The sequence below is a fragment of the Microbacterium sp. Leaf151 genome (genome assembly GCF_001424225.1).
GTDB lineage: Bacteria > Actinomycetota > Actinomycetes > Actinomycetales > Microbacteriaceae > Microbacterium.
This window is the reverse complement of sequence record NZ_LMOR01000002.1, coordinates 599,501-614,650: the sequence shown is the minus strand read 5'-3', so window position 1 is coordinate 614,650 and position 15,150 is coordinate 599,501. Positions and strand designations below refer to the sequence as shown.

The 15,150-nt window shown below is 70.5% G+C and carries 18 protein-coding genes; 9 read left to right on the top strand and 9 right to left on the bottom strand.

What is annotated here, in order from left to right:
* Positions 1–1,968, top strand: coding sequence for a S9 family peptidase (locus ASF76_RS06945; protein WP_055954970.1), 1,968 nt, complete (start codon positions 1–3; stop codon positions 1,966–1,968).
* 46 nt (positions 1,969–2,014) lie between these two features.
* Here the strand turns inward: ASF76_RS06945 and ASF76_RS06940 are convergent, their stop codons facing one another.
* From ASF76_RS06940 to ASF76_RS06925, 4 genes are all read right to left on the bottom strand, one after another.
* Positions 2,015–2,566, bottom strand: coding sequence for an HdeD family acid-resistance protein (locus tag ASF76_RS06940; RefSeq protein ID WP_055954967.1), 552 nt, complete (start codon positions 2,564–2,566; stop codon positions 2,015–2,017).
* Positions 2,567–2,650: 84 nt separating this feature from the next.
* On the bottom strand, positions 2,651–3,580 hold the full coding sequence (locus tag ASF76_RS06935; protein WP_055954964.1) for an AEC family transporter: 930 nt from the start codon (positions 3,578–3,580) through the stop codon (positions 2,651–2,653).
* A 132-nt stretch (positions 3,581–3,712) separates the two neighbouring features.
* Positions 3,713–4,306, bottom strand: a complete 594-nt coding sequence (locus ASF76_RS06930; protein WP_055954961.1) for a DUF305 domain-containing protein — start codon at positions 4,304–4,306, stop codon at positions 3,713–3,715.
* Between the two features lie 285 nt (positions 4,307–4,591).
* The gene (locus tag ASF76_RS06925; RefSeq protein WP_055954958.1) at positions 4,592–5,239 is read right to left on the bottom strand and encodes an FMN-dependent NADH-azoreductase; all 648 of its coding nucleotides are present in this window, start codon (positions 5,237–5,239) and stop codon (positions 4,592–4,594) included.
* A gap of 72 nt (positions 5,240–5,311) precedes the next feature.
* On the opposite strand from ASF76_RS06925, the gene ASF76_RS06920 reads away from it, so the two are divergent.
* Positions 5,312–5,641 carry a winged helix-turn-helix transcriptional regulator gene (locus ASF76_RS06920; RefSeq protein ID WP_055954954.1) on the top strand — a complete coding sequence of 110 codons (330 nt, stop codon included), beginning with the start codon at positions 5,312–5,314 and terminating at the stop codon, positions 5,639–5,641.
* A 281-nt stretch (positions 5,642–5,922) separates the two neighbouring features.
* Here ASF76_RS06920 and ASF76_RS06915 read toward each other — a convergent pair whose 3' ends face one another.
* The 4 genes from ASF76_RS06915 to ASF76_RS06900 form a co-directional block, all read right to left on the bottom strand.
* Complete coding sequence (locus ASF76_RS06915) at positions 5,923–6,975, bottom strand: hypothetical protein (protein WP_055954950.1); 1,053 nt, start codon at positions 6,973–6,975, stop codon at positions 5,923–5,925.
* A gap of 190 nt (positions 6,976–7,165) precedes the next feature.
* Entirely contained in the window at positions 7,166–8,014 is an 849-nt protein-coding gene (locus tag ASF76_RS06910; RefSeq protein WP_055954946.1) for a hypothetical protein, read from the bottom strand.
* 190 nt (positions 8,015–8,204) lie between these two features.
* Positions 8,205–8,573 carry a hypothetical protein gene (locus tag ASF76_RS06905; RefSeq protein ID WP_055954943.1) on the bottom strand — a complete coding sequence of 123 codons (369 nt, stop codon included), beginning with the start codon at positions 8,571–8,573 and terminating at the stop codon, positions 8,205–8,207.
* A gap of 66 nt (positions 8,574–8,639) precedes the next feature.
* On the bottom strand, positions 8,640–9,122 hold the full coding sequence (locus tag ASF76_RS06900) for a hypothetical protein (protein ID WP_055954940.1): 483 nt from the start codon (positions 9,120–9,122) through the stop codon (positions 8,640–8,642).
* 70 nt (positions 9,123–9,192) lie between these two features.
* Here ASF76_RS06900 and ASF76_RS17015 point away from each other — a divergent pair, with 70 nt between their 5' ends.
* Positions 9,193–9,363: a hypothetical protein gene (locus tag ASF76_RS17015; protein WP_156459160.1), complete on the top strand. Its 171-nt coding sequence runs from the start codon at positions 9,193–9,195 to the stop codon at positions 9,361–9,363.
* Positions 9,364–9,379: 16 nt separating this feature from the next.
* Here the strand turns inward: ASF76_RS17015 and ASF76_RS06895 are convergent, their stop codons facing one another.
* On the bottom strand, positions 9,380–10,192 hold the full coding sequence (locus ASF76_RS06895) for an SDR family NAD(P)-dependent oxidoreductase (protein WP_055954937.1): 813 nt from the start codon (positions 10,190–10,192) through the stop codon (positions 9,380–9,382).
* 94 nt (positions 10,193–10,286) lie between these two features.
* Between ASF76_RS06895 and ASF76_RS06890 the strand changes: the two genes are divergently transcribed.
* The 6 genes from ASF76_RS06890 to ASF76_RS17310 all read left to right on the top strand — a co-directional run bounded on the left by ASF76_RS06890 (position 10,287) and on the right by ASF76_RS17310 (position 15,129).
* Complete coding sequence (locus ASF76_RS06890; protein WP_055954935.1) at positions 10,287–11,354, top strand: hypothetical protein; 1,068 nt, start codon at positions 10,287–10,289, stop codon at positions 11,352–11,354.
* 83 nt (positions 11,355–11,437) lie between these two features.
* Positions 11,438–11,791 (top strand): PadR family transcriptional regulator, encoded by a 354-nt coding sequence (locus tag ASF76_RS06885; protein ID WP_055954932.1) that lies wholly within the window; start codon positions 11,438–11,440, stop codon positions 11,789–11,791.
* On the top strand, positions 11,788–13,146 hold the full coding sequence (locus ASF76_RS06880; RefSeq protein WP_055954929.1) for a hypothetical protein: 1,359 nt from the start codon (positions 11,788–11,790) through the stop codon (positions 13,144–13,146). The genes ASF76_RS06885 and ASF76_RS06880 overlap by 4 nt, the downstream gene beginning before the upstream one ends.
* A gap of 189 nt (positions 13,147–13,335) precedes the next feature.
* Positions 13,336–13,752: a hypothetical protein gene (locus ASF76_RS06875; protein ID WP_055954926.1), complete on the top strand. Its 417-nt coding sequence runs from the start codon at positions 13,336–13,338 to the stop codon at positions 13,750–13,752.
* A gap of 61 nt (positions 13,753–13,813) precedes the next feature.
* A complete protein-coding gene (locus tag ASF76_RS06870; RefSeq protein ID WP_082484900.1) occupies positions 13,814–14,371 on the top strand; it encodes an RNA polymerase sigma factor in 558 nt (185 codons plus the stop codon).
* Positions 14,368–15,129: a hypothetical protein gene (locus ASF76_RS17310; RefSeq protein ID WP_055954919.1), complete on the top strand. Its 762-nt coding sequence runs from the start codon at positions 14,368–14,370 to the stop codon at positions 15,127–15,129. The genes ASF76_RS06870 and ASF76_RS17310 overlap by 4 nt, the downstream gene beginning before the upstream one ends.
* Positions 15,130–15,150: the final 21 nt, after the last annotated feature.

The window sequence follows — 15,150 nt, the reverse complement described above, 5'->3', positions numbered from 1 at the left end:
ATGCGCGCGCCCGACATCGAGACGCTCGTCACGGTCGGTCGGCCGGCGATCTCGCCCGACGGCTCCTTCGCCGTCTTCGCGACCTCCCGCCCCGACCTCGTCGCCGACCGCTCGGTAGGGCAGTTGTGGCGGGTCGACCTGCCCGACGGATCGCCACGGCGGATCACCCGCGGGGTGGCCGACCGCTCCCCGGCGCTCTCTCCCGACGGCTCCACGGTCGCGTTCCTCCGCGCGGACGCGAAGAGCCGGGCGCAGCTGTTCGTCGTGGCCGCCGGTGGGGGTGAGCCGGTGCAGGTGACCGACCTCCCCGGCGGTGTCACCGACCTCTCCTGGTCGCCGGACGGTACGCGTCTCGCGTTCGCCGCGCGCGTGCCCGAGCCGGGCCGCTACGGCACCGTGGAGGGGCGGGATGCCGCGGCCGAGCCGCCGCGTCGCATCACCGGCGTGCGCTGGCATGCGAACGGTCTGGGGTACCTGGATCGTCCGACGCAGTTGTTCGTCGTCGACGCGCCGCCCACCGACGCGGAGCCCTTCTATCCACCGGCGCCCGCCCTCGACGACCCCGAGAAGCGCGTCGTCGCCGCCGAGCCCACCCAGCTCACCGAGGGCGACACGGGGTGGAGCGGCGTCGCCTGGACGGCCGACGGATCCGAGCTGCTCAGCGTCCCCGATGTGATCGAGGACGACCGTCGCGACCTGCGCGACCGACTGGTCGCCGTGACGATCGACGGGGGAGCGCAGCGCGAGGTGCTGAGCGAAGACCTGTCGATCTCCGAGGTCGCTGTCGCTCCCGACGGGGCCGTGTTCGTCCTCGCGAACGACGTCGGCTCCGAGGGCACCGATTTCGTCGCTCCCGGCGTCGCCCTGTTCGCGGTCGAGTCCGAGGGACCGCGGCGCCTCACCGACGCCGAGACGATCGACCTGGGTGAGGTCGGCAGCCACATCTCCTTCGACGGCGACGACGTCCTCGTGCAGGACCGCACCCGGGGACGCCTGCGCCTGCTGCGCGTCACGCGCGGGGGAGCGGTGACCGAGGTCCTCGGCGGCGACCTCGAGGTGAACGGCCATGCCGTCGCGCGCGGGCGGGTCGTGGCATCCGTCGCCTCGTCCGAGTCGTTCGGCGAGCTCATCCTCGTCGAGGGCGGCGCGGCGCGGACCCTCACCGACTTCGGCGCTGCGGTGCGCGAGCGGGCTATCGTCCAGCCCGTCGAGCACGAGATCCCCGGCCGCGACGGCTACCCGGTTCACGGCTGGGTGGCCGTGCCCGAGGGCGAAGGACCGTTCCCCGTGATCCTCCAGATCCACGGGGGGCCGTACGCCTCGTACGGCGTGCACGTCTTCGACGAGACGCAGGTGCTCGTCGACGCGGGCTACGCGGTCGTCTACAGCAATCCCCGCGGCAGCGCCGGGTACGGGCGCGAACACGGTCGCTCCATCCGCCGCCGGATGGGCACGCTCGACTACTTCGACGTCATGGACTTCTTCGACGGCGTGGTCGCGGCCGACCCGCGCCTCGACGGCGAACGGGCGGGCGTGATGGGCGGATCGTATGGCGGGTACATGACCGCCTGGGTCATCGCGCACGACCACCGCTTCGCGGGCGCCATCGTCGAGCGCGGCTTCCTCGACCCGACCGCCTTCCCGGGCTCGAGCGACATCGGATCGTTCTTCGGGCAGGAGTACGTCGGCACCGATCCCGAGCAGGTCGCGGCGCAGAGTCCGATGGCGGTGGTCGGTCAGGTCACGACGCCGACGCTGGTGCTGCACTCGGAGCTCGACTTCCGCTGCCCGCTCGAGCAGGCCACGCGTTACTACGCGGCGCTCAAGGCTCAGGGGACGCAGGCCGAGATGCTCATCTTCCCTGGGGAGGATCACGAGCTCACCCGCGCCGGCCGTCCGCAGCACCGGGTGCAGCGTTTCGACGCGGTCCTCGAGTGGTGGAGTCGATACCTCCCGGCCGAGGGATGAGAGAAGGGCCCGGATGCCATGGCATCCGGGCCCTCCTCGTTCGGGGTCAGACCGCCTTGCCGAACTGGATCGCGCGGACGATCTGGAAGACGCCCAGGATCACCAGCGAGATGCCGATGAGCAGGAACAGGGTCACCGCGCCCAGCAGAGGCGAGAAGAGCAGCACGATTCCGGCCAGGATGCTGATGATGGCGAAGAAGATCGTCCAGGCCCGCGCCTTCGAACCGTGTCCGACGGTGGTGAGCGAGACGACGCCCTCGACGATCCACAGGATCCCGACGAGGGTGCCGATGAAGACGCCGAACCAGGCGGTCGTGGCCGAGAGGTTCGCGAACGAGAAGATGCCCGCGACGATGAACAGCACACCGAGCACGATGTAGCCGATGCGCGACCAACCGGAGCGCCAGAACAGGCCGATCGCGATGTTCACGAGGCCCGCGATGATGACGTAGACCGAGAGGATCCCGACAGCCACCTCGGCGGTGCGGCCCGGCCAGACGAGGATCAGGATGCCGATCACGAGCGAGAGGACACCGCTCACGCCGAGTGCGGTGCGCACGGCTCCGATGGCGGGGTTGGACGTGGTCGCGGAAGACATGGCGAGCCTTTCTGAGTGAAAGCTGAAAACAGCTCTCACCCTAGACCTGAGGGTTCGACGGCGCGAACCCCCGGTCGCGCGATGTCACGCGGGGGAGTGCTGGAGCAGCAGGGCCACCGTGAAGAGCACGGGCAGACACCCCAGCGTCGAGATGAACACGACATCGCGCGAGAGGATCTCGCCCACTCCGTACCGCTGCGCGAAGTTGAAGACGTTCTGCGCCGTCGGCAGCGCCGCCAGCACCACGACGATGAAGATCTGGTCGTCGGGCAGACCGAACAGCGTCGCGACTCCCCACGCCAGGGCCGGCATGACCAGGAGCTTCAGCACCGACCCGATGACCACGTCGACGCGGCGGCCGGGTTCGGTGAGCACCCGCTGACCGTAGAGCGACATGCCGTACGACATCAGCAGCACCGGCACGCAGGCGCCCGCGATGAGATGCAGCGGATCGAAGACGATCGGCGGCAGGTCGACGCCGGTGAGCGCGACGACCACGCCCAGGGCGGAGGCGATGAGCATCGGGTTCTTCGCCGTCTGCAGCAGGATGCGCCCGATGTTGCGGGAGCCGGAGGTCACGGCATCCAGGATCGACAGCGCGATCGGCATCAGAACGAGCAACTGGAACAGGATGACGGGAGCGGAGTACGCCGCGTTCCCGAGCATGTAGAGCGAGATCGGGATGCCGATGTTGTTGCTGTTCACCTGTCCCGCCGACAACGCACTGATCACGGTCTCTCCCGCGGGGCGGCGCAGGATCAGCGTCGAGATGAGCACCGAGACACTGATGATGACCGCGGCCGCGATCATCGACACCGGCAGCAGGGCGGAGAACAACGTCGCGACGTCGGCGCGCGCCAGCACGGTGAAGAGCAGGAACGGCGACAGGACGTAGAACGTGAGCCGGCTCAGCACGTGTCGGGCGTGAGGACCGAGGAGGTCGATGCGCGCGATCACGTAGCCGACGACGACGGCGAGACCGACGACCGCGAAGCCGGTGAGGACGCCCGTCATGCGCGGACCCCTCGAGGGGTACGGGCGCGTGGGGGAGTCATCCCCTCGAGCGTAGCGGGGGAGAGTCTCGGCTCCGGACCGGTCGGGGCGGGCGATCCGGGGTCGGGCCCTGACGAGCAGACTCCCGCCGCCTCAGAGCGAGGCCATCAGCTCCTTCATCGTGCTGATCTCGGCGGCTTGGCTGTCGACGATCGATCGTGCGAGGGCGACGACGTCGCCGTCGGCACCGCCGTCGATCTCATCCTGCGCCATGTCGATCGCGCCCTGGTGGTGCTCGATCATCTGCTCGAGGTACAGGCGCGCAGCGTCGCTCCCGTCGGCGGCGGCGAGAGCCTGCATATCCGACTCCGACATCATGCCTCCGTGATCCATACCCCTCATACCGTCGCTCATCGAGACGCCCCAGTCGGACAACCAGCCCTTCATGGTGTCGATCTCAGGCTGCTGCACGGCCGTGATCTGCGCGGCGAGAGCGGTGACGCGCTCGTCGACACCGGCCTTCGACAACAGGGTGTCCGACATCTCGATGGCTTGCTCGTGGTGCGGGATCATCATCGTGACGAACAGGATGTCGGACTCCGACGCGGACGCGGCCGTCGTGGCGGTGGTCATCGGGGCGGAGTCGTGATCCATGCCGGGCATGGATCCGGAACCGCCGGAGCAGCCCGTCAGAGCGAGGATCGCTGCCAGGGGGACTGCGGCCACGGCCACGTATCGGGTGTTCACGGGTGTGCTCCTCGTCGTTCGCGGGCATCGGCGTCCGGGCCGGCGCCCCGGAGAGGTGCCGTGCGGTCCGGGTGGAGGGGCGCCTTAGGGCGCCCGCGCGTGCGTTCTCCTGAGGCCGGTGAGACGAGAATATACCCCCTAGGGGTATCTCGGGCCTTCATTGAAAGCGGCGCGAACGGACCGCATCAAGACTTCCCTGGCGGAGGTCCTCGGCCGAGGGGTCCGCGGAACCGTCACGCGAGGCGCCGGGTGGGCGGCGGGGCGTGACGGGCCCGCGGGGGCTGCTCAGGCGGCGCGCGATGCCGCCAGCGTCTGTCCGGCGGTGACGGCGGCCCGCTCGGCATCCGTTTTCAGCCCTGCGGCGACGTCGGTGAAGGCATCGAGCGCGGGGTTCACCCCGACGAGGGTGAAGGGGCGGTGCACGACGGTGAGGTCGAGGCCCCACACGTCTTCGAAGACGCGGCGCAGCCACCCGGTCGAGTGGTCCCAGCCCTCCTTCGGGCTGCCGGGCTCGTAGTTGCCGCCGAGGACGGTCACGAGGGTGGCGGCCTTTCCACGCAGCGCCGTGCCCTGCGGATCGATTCGAGGGTCGGTGTAGGCGAGGTCGAACCACGTCTTGACGTGCTGCGAGACGCCGTAGTTGTAGAGCGGCACCGTGAGCAGCAGGGCGTCGGCGTCGACGAGCTCGTCGGCGAGACGCGTGCGGAGGGCGATGGCCTCGCGCTGGCCGTCGGTGTGCTGATCGGCGGGGGTGAAGCCCGAGGTCACGGAGTCGCGCCAGGCGGTGGCGGGGATCGGATCGGCGGCGACGTCGCGGCGGACCACCTTCGATGACGGGTGCGCGGCGAGCCATTCGGCCTCGACGAGGTCGCCGAGCTCGCGGCTGGCAGAGGTGGCGGGCAGGATGCTGGCATCGAGACGGAACAGGGTCATGCGCTTCTCCGATCAGAGTGACTATGAAAAACAAAGTGACTTTGGGAAAGCTAGCACATCTAGGATGAAGGCATGGCCGAAGATCACGACGCTCGACACTGCGACGCAGCGGTCTCTCACGCGTTCTCTGTTCTCGGTAAGAGATGGAACGGCATGATCCTCGACGTGCTCGGCCAGGGGGAGCTGTCGTTCTCGGGTCTGCGGCGCGCGGTGGCCGGGATCAGCGACGCCGTTCTGTCGGATCGGCTGACCGAACTCACCGAGACCGGCTTGATCGACCGCCGCGTCGACTCCGGGCCGCCCGTTGCGGTGACGTACGCACTGACGGACGCCGGATGCCGTCTGATTCCGATCCTGGGTCAGCTCGGCGAGTGGGCCGAAGGCAATCTCGCCAGACGCTGAGTGGTCGTCGCCGCTGCGTCAGCCCTGTCCGTCGACCCGTGGAGAGGTCATCGATGACGCGGTCGAGGTCGTCGATGAACGGCTCGGTCTGATGAGAGCCCAGCCGGGTCACGTGCGCCGCCTGCATGCACGCGCCGCCCGCTCGACGGTAAGGCCGATAATGCACATTATGTCAGTTTGCAGCGGCGACACGGTTCGATCTCTCCCCCGTTCGGCCGCAAGGTCGCGGGGCTGGCGGGAGGCGATACGGCTAGCGGGCCCCGGCGACTCGTGCGGAAGCCTCAGATATCGAGGATGCCGTCGACTGCCGTCTCGACCGGCGGAAACCTGTGCGTCGCGAGGTCCTCCATGAGGTGCACCGACGCATAAAGCGCAGGCACGAACCGTCCGGCAGCGTCGAAGACGTGGAGCGTCCGCCGCATCCGCCCGCCCGGAAAGAGAGGATGCCGAAAACTCACCTCCACGCGGGTGTCGGGCCACTCCCCTCCCACCTCGACCCGGGGTTGGCGCAGGCCCCCTGTGAGTGGTGACGTCGCTCCGGAAGGATCGGTCCAGTAGGCGGCCAGGTCCGCGAATTCCCCGGTGACGGCTGCGACCGCCGCCGTGCGGTCGGCGGCGGACACCGGTGCCGGCCGCCACGACGCGCGAGGATCACCTGGCTCGCGCGCGACGCGTTGCGGTAAGAGGGCGCTCATCGTCTTGATCATCGCGGCGTCGTCGACGGGATCGAGCACGAGGGTACGGGTGCGGATCTCCGCGGGAAGTTCTCCCGGCTGCAGAGGGATGTGGGCGGTCGTGTGTACCCGGCCCCGTGGCGACCGGCGCGGTGGCTCCGTAAAGACAGCCACGCGAGTGTCGGAGGCTCCCGCGTCGAGCGCCCATGCGATGCGCCGGTCCACGGGCATCCGATGCTCAGCACCCTCGTTGGACCAAACTCGCACGTCGTCCGAGAGCCAGGCGGTGACGTCGTCCGGGTCGCTGCTGGCGGCCGGGTCGCGCAGCCACAGTCCATGGACGGTCGCTCCGATGAGCTGAAGGTCGCCCAGCGGGGCGACGATACTCACCCGCGCGTCGCGCCCGATGTGCACGGCCGCGCTGCGACCGGGTGCGATCGACTCGTCCGGGGCCTCCCGCGGGCGGTACACGACCCACGCACCCGACGACGTGGACAGCAGGGTCATCTGGGTCGCGCGCGCCCCGAGATCGAGATCGGGCCACGTCGCCATCCGGTCGCGCTCACCCGGGCGGTGGACGCATGCGACCGGCTCATCTTCGGCGACGGAGATCCTCGCGTCGCCGGCGTGTACCCGCTGCCACCCGTACTCCCCCTGCATCTCCCCAGTCTGGCAGGGACACCTCCCGCGGCGGTCCGGTAACAAGCCGTCGGCCCCCTGACACGATTCCGACGACCTCAGCGCGAGCAGCCGCGCAATCCGGTCCTGTTATCCGCTCCGTTCCGAGAAGAGGGACGAGAGGGCGCGGTGCCCCGCGGGACGAACCCACGTCACCGCTGCTGGATGCCCGCTACCCGGTGTAGACGGCCGTCGTGGTGGTGCGCCAGCTCCCCGGCTCGACCTCCCACGCAACGGTCAGAGGCTGCGTCTCGGCGGAGGGCGCCGAGGCTTCCCATGCGATGTCCCAGCGCGCTTGGAGATCGCTCATCGCCGACGAGGCGGGAACCTCCACCGTGCCGAGATATGCGGTGATCGTGGATGGGAAGCCGACGAGTCCGGGACCCTCCACTCCTGCTTCGGCTGCCAGGTCGCGGAAGATCAGCGCGGCGGGAGCCGCCGGGTCGACGGCGACCGAGTCGCGCACATCCTCGGGGCCTGACGCGGGATTTACCCATTCATACGGGCTGGCACCGGTCGAGGGCACGCCAGCGTCGTCGATGCGCATTCCCGCGCCCGTGTCACGGACGAGCCACCCGTCCGCGATGCGGTCGCTGACGGCGGTCACCAGAACGGTGCCCTCGGCGGGGCCCGGTCCCGCCTCGATGGTGCCGCCGGTGCCGAGGTACCCGGCTGCCTCCTCCGAGCGGACGATGCTGTAAACGGCCGACTCAGCGAATTGCGCCTCGGAACCGGCTAAGGCGCGGGATTCGTCGGTCAATAGCGCATAAGCCTCGCCATACTGCTCGGCCTGGATCGCCGTGAGGTAGTCCTCGACGACGGCCGCGGCCTCTTCGGTGGGAACGGCGACTGCGGAGGTGGCATCCGGTGTCGACGCGCTGGGGTCGACGGATGCCGTGGGCGCAACGGTCGTGGAGGGTGCGGCGGCGTCGGCTCCCCCGGTGCAGCCCGCGAGAACCAGCGCGGCCGTGGCCACTGTCCCGAGCAGAACGAGCGTGCGATACGTGATCTTCTGGGTCATACAACGACGCTAGGCGAGGCTGTCCCGGGGGCTTCATGTGGTGGCCGGCGCGACGAGAGTGTGAAAGGGTGCGCCCCGCACGCGGGTGGAGGCCCTCCCCGTCGCGGCGTGCGACCGCGGTGGATAGACACCGCGTCGGTATCGGCGGCGTCCCCATCGCCCGAGTCGACCACGGTCGAGGTCAGTCCACTCAGCGCAGCACGTCGGTTGCCACGCCGGTCGCGATGGCGATCGCCGCGAAGAGCAGCACGACCGCCAGCACGACGCGCGCGCCGCCCGAAGCCCCCGCCTTCCTCCGGGCCCGCGCGCTGCGCACGAGGGTGGCGCTCCCTGCGACGAGGCCGGCGCACGCGACGATGCCGAGCCCCAGCAGAAGACCCGCGCCGATCTCCGGAGTGTGCAGGTACCCGAGCAGGAGGGCACCCGCGTAGACGATGGCGGCTGTGACGACACCGGCCAGCACACGCGCGCCGATGTCGCGCCAGAACTTCTCTTCCCGCACCCAGACGCCGATCCAGCCCCACGGGCCGCGCGGAGAGGTGTCGATGTCGTGGGGCATTTCTGCACCATATCGAACTCGCGCGACGGGACGCGCTTCACGCGTGGAGCCGGAGGGCAGCACCTGTCAGCGCAGCACCTCGACGAGCACGATCCACGAGATCATCAGGGCCACGATGATGGAGAGCAACGCCCCGAACGCGAAGGCGGCCGTTCCTGCAGCCACCGACCCCGAGACCATCAGGATGCCGCCCACGGCGTACGCGGCGGGAACGAGAAAACCCAGCACACTCTTCAGACCGCGTAACCGGTTCAGCGGGCTGCGATCGGCCGTGATGCGGCGGGCAGCATCGACAGCGAATGTCGCCGCGACGAGGGATGCCAGCGTCGCGACGGCGCCATAGACCACGGTGTCGAGACCGGGGGCGAGCCCGAGCGCGCTGACCACGAGCGCCAGCACGAGGGACGAGATGGCCGTCCCGAGACGCGCAGTCAGCGCCGGTGCCTTCACGATCTCGGCGATGTTCACGCTGGCGGCGACGATCACGAGACCCGCGAGGGCCGCCGTCGCGCCGACGAGCGCGAGGTTGAAGTCGCCCCAGTCATCCATGACCGGATGCTAGCGTCCGACCTCGTACGCGGCCAACCTTTGCGTGAACCCCCGCCGTTACGCTGGGGACATGCCCGACGACGACGGCGAGACGCAGGAGGAACGGGCGCTCCGCGCCATCGCGAACATGCAGGCCGGCGCCGACATCTCCGATGAGGCGCTGCGCCTCTCGAACGAGTACACCGATCGTCAGACGCTTCGTATGAAGGAGTGGCTCGCTCGCCTGGCCCGGCGTCGTTGACTCCCGCGGGTCGTGGTCACTCCCCCGGCCGCACCCACCCCGAGGTGACCGACAGCACCCGTGAGCCGTCGAGGTCGGCGAGCGAGAGGCTCGCGAAGCGCGCTGCGGCATCCGACGTCTGCCAGCGGAACCGCGGCGCCGAGGTGGTCGCGGCCTCCACCACCGTCTTCGCCGCGTCCTCCGCCGACTGCGCCGATGCGAAGGCTGTCGCCGTGCGGTCGAGATACGCCTGCTGCTGCTCGGCGTAAGGGCCGGGCTCCGCGCGGTGCACCGAGTCGGTGAACGACGACGCCACCGCAGCGGGCTCGACGATCGCCACGTCGACGCCGAACGGCGCGACGACGGGGGCGAGCGACTGCATGAGTCCCTCGACGGCGAACTTCGCGGCGCAGTAGGCGTCGGCGAACGGCTGTCCCACCGCTCCCCCGACGCTCGTGACGGTGACGATCCGGCCGTTGCGGCGTTCGCGCATGCCCGGGAGCACAAGGCGTGTCAGGCGAGCCACCGAGAGGTAGTTCGTCTCGAGCTGCTCCTGCAGGTCGGCGTCGCTCAGCTGCTCTAGCGTGCCCACGGCGCCGCGGCCGGCGTTGTTGACGAGGATGTCGAGGGGACCCACCGCCTCGATCAGGGCTTGGGTTGCGGCGGCATCCGTCACGTCCAACGATCGGATGTCGAGCTCGACACCCGCCTCGGATGCCGCGGAGCGCAAAGTATCGGCGCGCGAGGCGTCGCGCACGGTGGCGACCACCTCAACCCCCGACAGCGCGAGTCCGATGGCCGTGTGCAGGCCGATGCCGCTGGAGGTGCCGGTGACGAGAGCGAGGGTCATGACGACATGCTGTCGCACGCACCCGTGCGGGAGCTATGGGGTGTCGGGGTCACCACGTCGGCGTGGCCCCAGGTGCGGATGCCAGGCTGAGCGGGTGACGGATGCCTGGACGCTGCCGCTGTCGGATCGACGCGTGATCTTCGCACGCCGACTGATCGCCGTCGTGGCCGCAACGTTGTTCCTGCCCGCAGCCGCCATCGCCGTCGCCGTCATGCTGGTGCCTGCGCGCAGCAACGGCATGCAGCAGGTCATCATCGGTTCGTTGCCGGGCGAGGTGCTCGCCACGAGAAGCGTCGTGGCATCCATCCTGATCCTCACCGTGCTCGTCATCGCCGTACCGGCACCCCGCTGGTGGTTGCTTCTGCTCGTACCGCTGAGGGTGGCCGGCATCACGGCGTCGCTGCTGGGAGGCGTCGGTGTCGGGTTGACCGACGACTCGGCCACCCCGATCGTGGCAGACGGATGCGAGACGGGGTACGTCGTCAGCGAGCGGGCGTTCCTCTTCGCCGCCTCCGGCCAGGTGCTCCGAATGGACGGGGTGATCGGCTCCAGAGTCGCCAGCACGACGGTCGACGACGGCCACAAGCCGTTCGTGGACCGGTCCTATCTCGCCGTCGCGGATGGCGACACCGTGCGCGTGTGGCACACGGTCGAGGGCGTCGGTGAGCCCCTTGACACCTCGTCGGAGCCGGCGTTCGTCCTTCCCCGCCTCTCGGATCAGACGGGGTGCGGCCTTGCGGGCGGAGAACCGCGGGCAGCGCCCCAGACCTCGGGGCCGACGTTCGATCCCGACGGCGGTGAGGGGCCGCCGCCGAGCGCACCGCACGACACCCGCGAGCAGGTGGCCCGCATGGCGGCGCTCACGGTCGAATCGTCGGTGGGGACGGCGGTGGATGCCGCGGGGGCACCCATCCGCGTGCCCTCAGCCGACGAGCTGTCGTGCGACGGGACGACCGGTGTCGAGCTGGTCTTCGCGACCGATGACAACGAGGCCTCCTACGCCGCCATCCTCGGTGCGTGGACCGCGGCCGGCTACGCCTCCGATCGCGCGATGCAGGAGGACATCCGCTACGACGGTACAGTGCGGCTGTCGGCCCGCGACCGGACGACGATCGACGGCATGCTGCATCTGCAGCTGGGCGGTGCGTGTCAGGCGCCCTGATGGCTGCGCACGCAACGTGGGAATGTTCCGAGGGCGGCTCTCACTCTCTGGTAATACTCCGATGAGTGGAATATACAGATGACATGTCGTCTCCCCTCACACCGTCCACGTTCTGGATCCTGACCGCGCTCGCGGGACGCCGACGGCACGGGTACGACATCCTGCGCGAGACGGTCGATGCATCCGGCGGACGGGTGACACTGCGTGTCGCGACCCTGTACGCGGCGCTCGAGCGCCTCGAGCGAGAGGGACTGGTCGCCCCGGCCGGTGAGGAGATCGTCAACGGTCGTGCCCGTCGCTACTACGCGCTGACCGAACGCGGAACCACGTCGCTGACCGCGGAGGTGGAGGCGCTGGAGACCCAGGCACGTGTGGCGCGCGCCAAACTCGCCGAGGCCGGCCCGGGATTCGTGCCCGGACGGACGGTCCTGCCATGACGGTTCCGAACGAGCGGGCGTTCACGCGTCTGGTGCGGTGCTATCCGCGCGGCTGGCGTCGCCGTCACGGCGAGGTGATGCTGGCGACGCTGCTCGACGCCGCCGAGGCCGATGGGCGCACGTCGCCGACCGCTGCTGAAGCTGCTAACGCGGTGCTGCACGGCGCGGCGGCGCGGATGGAGCGCACGTTCGCGATCGTCACCGGCATCGCCGCGACGGTTCTCGCGCTGGTGATGAGCGCGCTCACTGCGGTGGGGGCGTCGGGTCCGTTCCTCCCGCTTCTGGGGGCAGGCGTCATTCCGTTGCTTGCGGGCTTGTCGCTCCTCGCTACCGCTCGGACGCGTGGTCTGCTCGGCGACGGGCGGGTACTTCTGCTCACGCCTCTGCTGACGCTGACCTGCGGCCTGAACGCCGGTGCGTCGCTGTCCTGGTCGGTCGGCTTCGACGCGGCTGATGACGGGCGGCCGATCGAGGGCTTCGCTGCCGCGTGGCTACCCCTCGTCGGTGCGGCCGTCGCCGCGGGCGGCGCGAGCCTGGCCGTCGTCGTCGACGAGGCACTGCGGGGCGCGACTCGGCTGCATGCGGGTGTGCGCGGTGCGACTGCCGGGGCGGTGGGCCTTGCCGTGGCGCCGGTCCTCGGTGTGTCGACGCTGAGTCCGGTCGTCGCGGCGGCGGCCTCGTGCGCGGCAGTCGCGCTCGCGTTTCTCCCTCTGCGGCGACGAACCTCGGGTCCTCCTCGGCTGCCTTCGCCCGCGGCATCCACTCCCTCTGCCGCGACGCCACCGCTTGGCAATCGACACGCGGTCGCCGTCCGTCGTCTGGCGTGGCTCGCCGTCGGCGGAAGCTCGCTCGGTGCCGCGTACGCCCTCACCGGAGCGGGCTGGTCGGCCGGCGCCACCGACGGCACCGTAGCCATGCGGCAGGGCATCGCCTTGCTCCTGCTCTCAGCGCTGCCGCTCCTGGCTGCGGTCGGAGTGCGCATCGCGGGGCGGCCATCGAGGATCAGCGCGCGTGATCGGTGGGCGCCGCTCATCCTCGTGTCGCTCGGGCTGTGCGCCGCCGGGCTCGCGTACATCGGGGCACCGGACTTCCGAATCATGCAACCGGGATCCCAGGTGGGGGCCGTGCTGACGGGGGCCGGTGTTGCGTGGGCGGTCATCGCGCGCGCCCCGCTCCCCCGCGCTGCGGCCGTCACCATCGGCCTCGCGACGGGCGCGCTGTACTCTTCGTTCCTCGGGATGGTGATGGCACCAACGTTCGCCTTCATCGTCCCGTTCGCGGCCTTGCTGGTCGCCCTGACCGCCCGTACACGGCGCGGCGTCGCACAGCGGCCTCAGCCCGTCACCGCGGCCTGAGGGGGTGGGTGAACAGCACTCCCCCGCCGGGGCGACACGGAGGAGGACGCGCCAGCTCGCTTTCGCCGCGAGATCCACAACCGTGCCACGCAGGGCGAGCCGACCAGCACCGCCGTCAAGGCGCGCCAGCGCCGCGGGTACCGTCGCACGCGGGCCGCGGCTTCACGGGCCGCTGTTAGGGTGCGGGGCATGAGAATTCGCGCGTTCGCCGCCGCCGCGACGCTCGCCGCGTCGGCAACGCTCGCCGGATGCGTGCCCCCGGATGTCGTCTGCCCCGCGATCATGTACATCAACGTGGGGCCGGTCGTCATCGAAGCCGATCCGGATCTCGTGGGCGACGGGTCGCTCGCGGCGTGCCTCGGCAGGGACTGCGACCCCGCCCCCGTGGCTTCGGCGAAGCCCGGCGTCTGGAACGTCCCGCCCGAGCCGCCGTACGCCCCCGCCGACAACGACGGCGTGCATCCGACAGAGGGCGTTCGCGTGGTGATCATGGATTCCGCGGGCGAGACCGTCCGCGACGAGTGGCTGCCCGTGCCGTATGTGGAGGATGCCCCTGGCCCCTGTCCCTCGCCGTTCACCCTGCGGCCCGTGGTCATCGGCCGATGACGCGGCATCCATGATCTGCGTCGAGATGTAACGCACGCGCCTGGACCGGACATCACAGAGCGTGGGAACCATCGAAACGGACGCCGACCTGTGGCGCGAAGCTGTCGCCGGAGACGGCGCCGCCTACGGCGCGCTCTTCGACCGCCACCAGGGCCGCGTCTTCCGGCACGCCTACCGGCTCCTCCAGCACGTCCCGGATGCCGAGGATGCCACCGCCGCGGCCTTCCTCGAGCTGTGGCGTCGTCGCGGCGCGGTGCGCCTGGTCGACGGATCGGTGCGGCCGTGGCTGCTGCTGACCGCGACGAACTGCGCGCGCAACCTCACCCGATCGCGGCGCCGCTACCAGGCCGTCCTGGACGCCTTGCCGCGCGAATCGACCGTGGATCCCCCTCCGGATCCGTTGGACGCAGCGCTGGTCGCCGCCATCGCACGCCTGCGGCCCCGCGATGCCCGCCTGCTCGCCCTCGTGGCGCTCGGCGACCTCGAGATCGGCGAGGCCGCGCTGGTCGTCGGGCTGACCCCCGGTGCCGCCCGCACCCGCCTTCACCGCATCCGGGCGACACTGCAGAGCGATCTCGGGCGATCCGTCCGCGCTCCCCACCTCACGGAGACGCCATGACCACTCCCACTCTCTCCCCCGTTCTGGCCGCAGCGCTACGCGTGCGACTCGTGGCCGAGGTGGGCGCTCGTCGTCGACGCCGCCGGCGTGCCGTGTGGACGGCGGGTGCTGTCGTTGCGCTGATCGTGGGCGGAACGTCGGCGGCCGTGGCATCCGGAGTGCTCCCCCTGCCAGGCGCGCCGCACGACACCGCCCTGGGGGCCGCGCGGAGCGTCGAGGGGCAGGGTCCGGGTGCCCTCGACCTCGGCCCCGTACCTGCCGGCGCCACCGACATCGCCCTGACCTTGCGCTGCCTCGACGCGGGCACGTTCGGTCTCCCGGGGAGCGGGTCGCTGGTGTGCGATGGCCCCACCGACTCTGCGGCGTCGTGGACGGTCGCCGTGAACGCCGTCGACCCGTCACGCCTCGCCGTCGTCGCCGATCCGGGTGCCCGTTGGCGGCTCACTGCCGGGTACGCCTCGCGCGAGATCGCGCCGTTGGCGACGAACGCCGACGGAGAAACGTACGGCTCGGTGGCCGGCGGTGAGACGCCGGATCTCATCGCGGTCCTCGCAACGAACGGGCAGGACGGATACGTGCGTCGTACCGACCTCGAGGAGGCCGACGGCACGGCGGCCGCCGAATCGTTCCGCTCCCCCGCCGACGCGCTGGCGTGGCAGGAGCAGCATGCCGGACGGGTGTCCGCGATCCCGGTCTACGAGGCGGACGGGCGCACGGTCGTCGGTACGTTCGTCGTCGGGTCCGCCCCGGGGCCGTGACGGGTGAGGTCGTATCGGGCC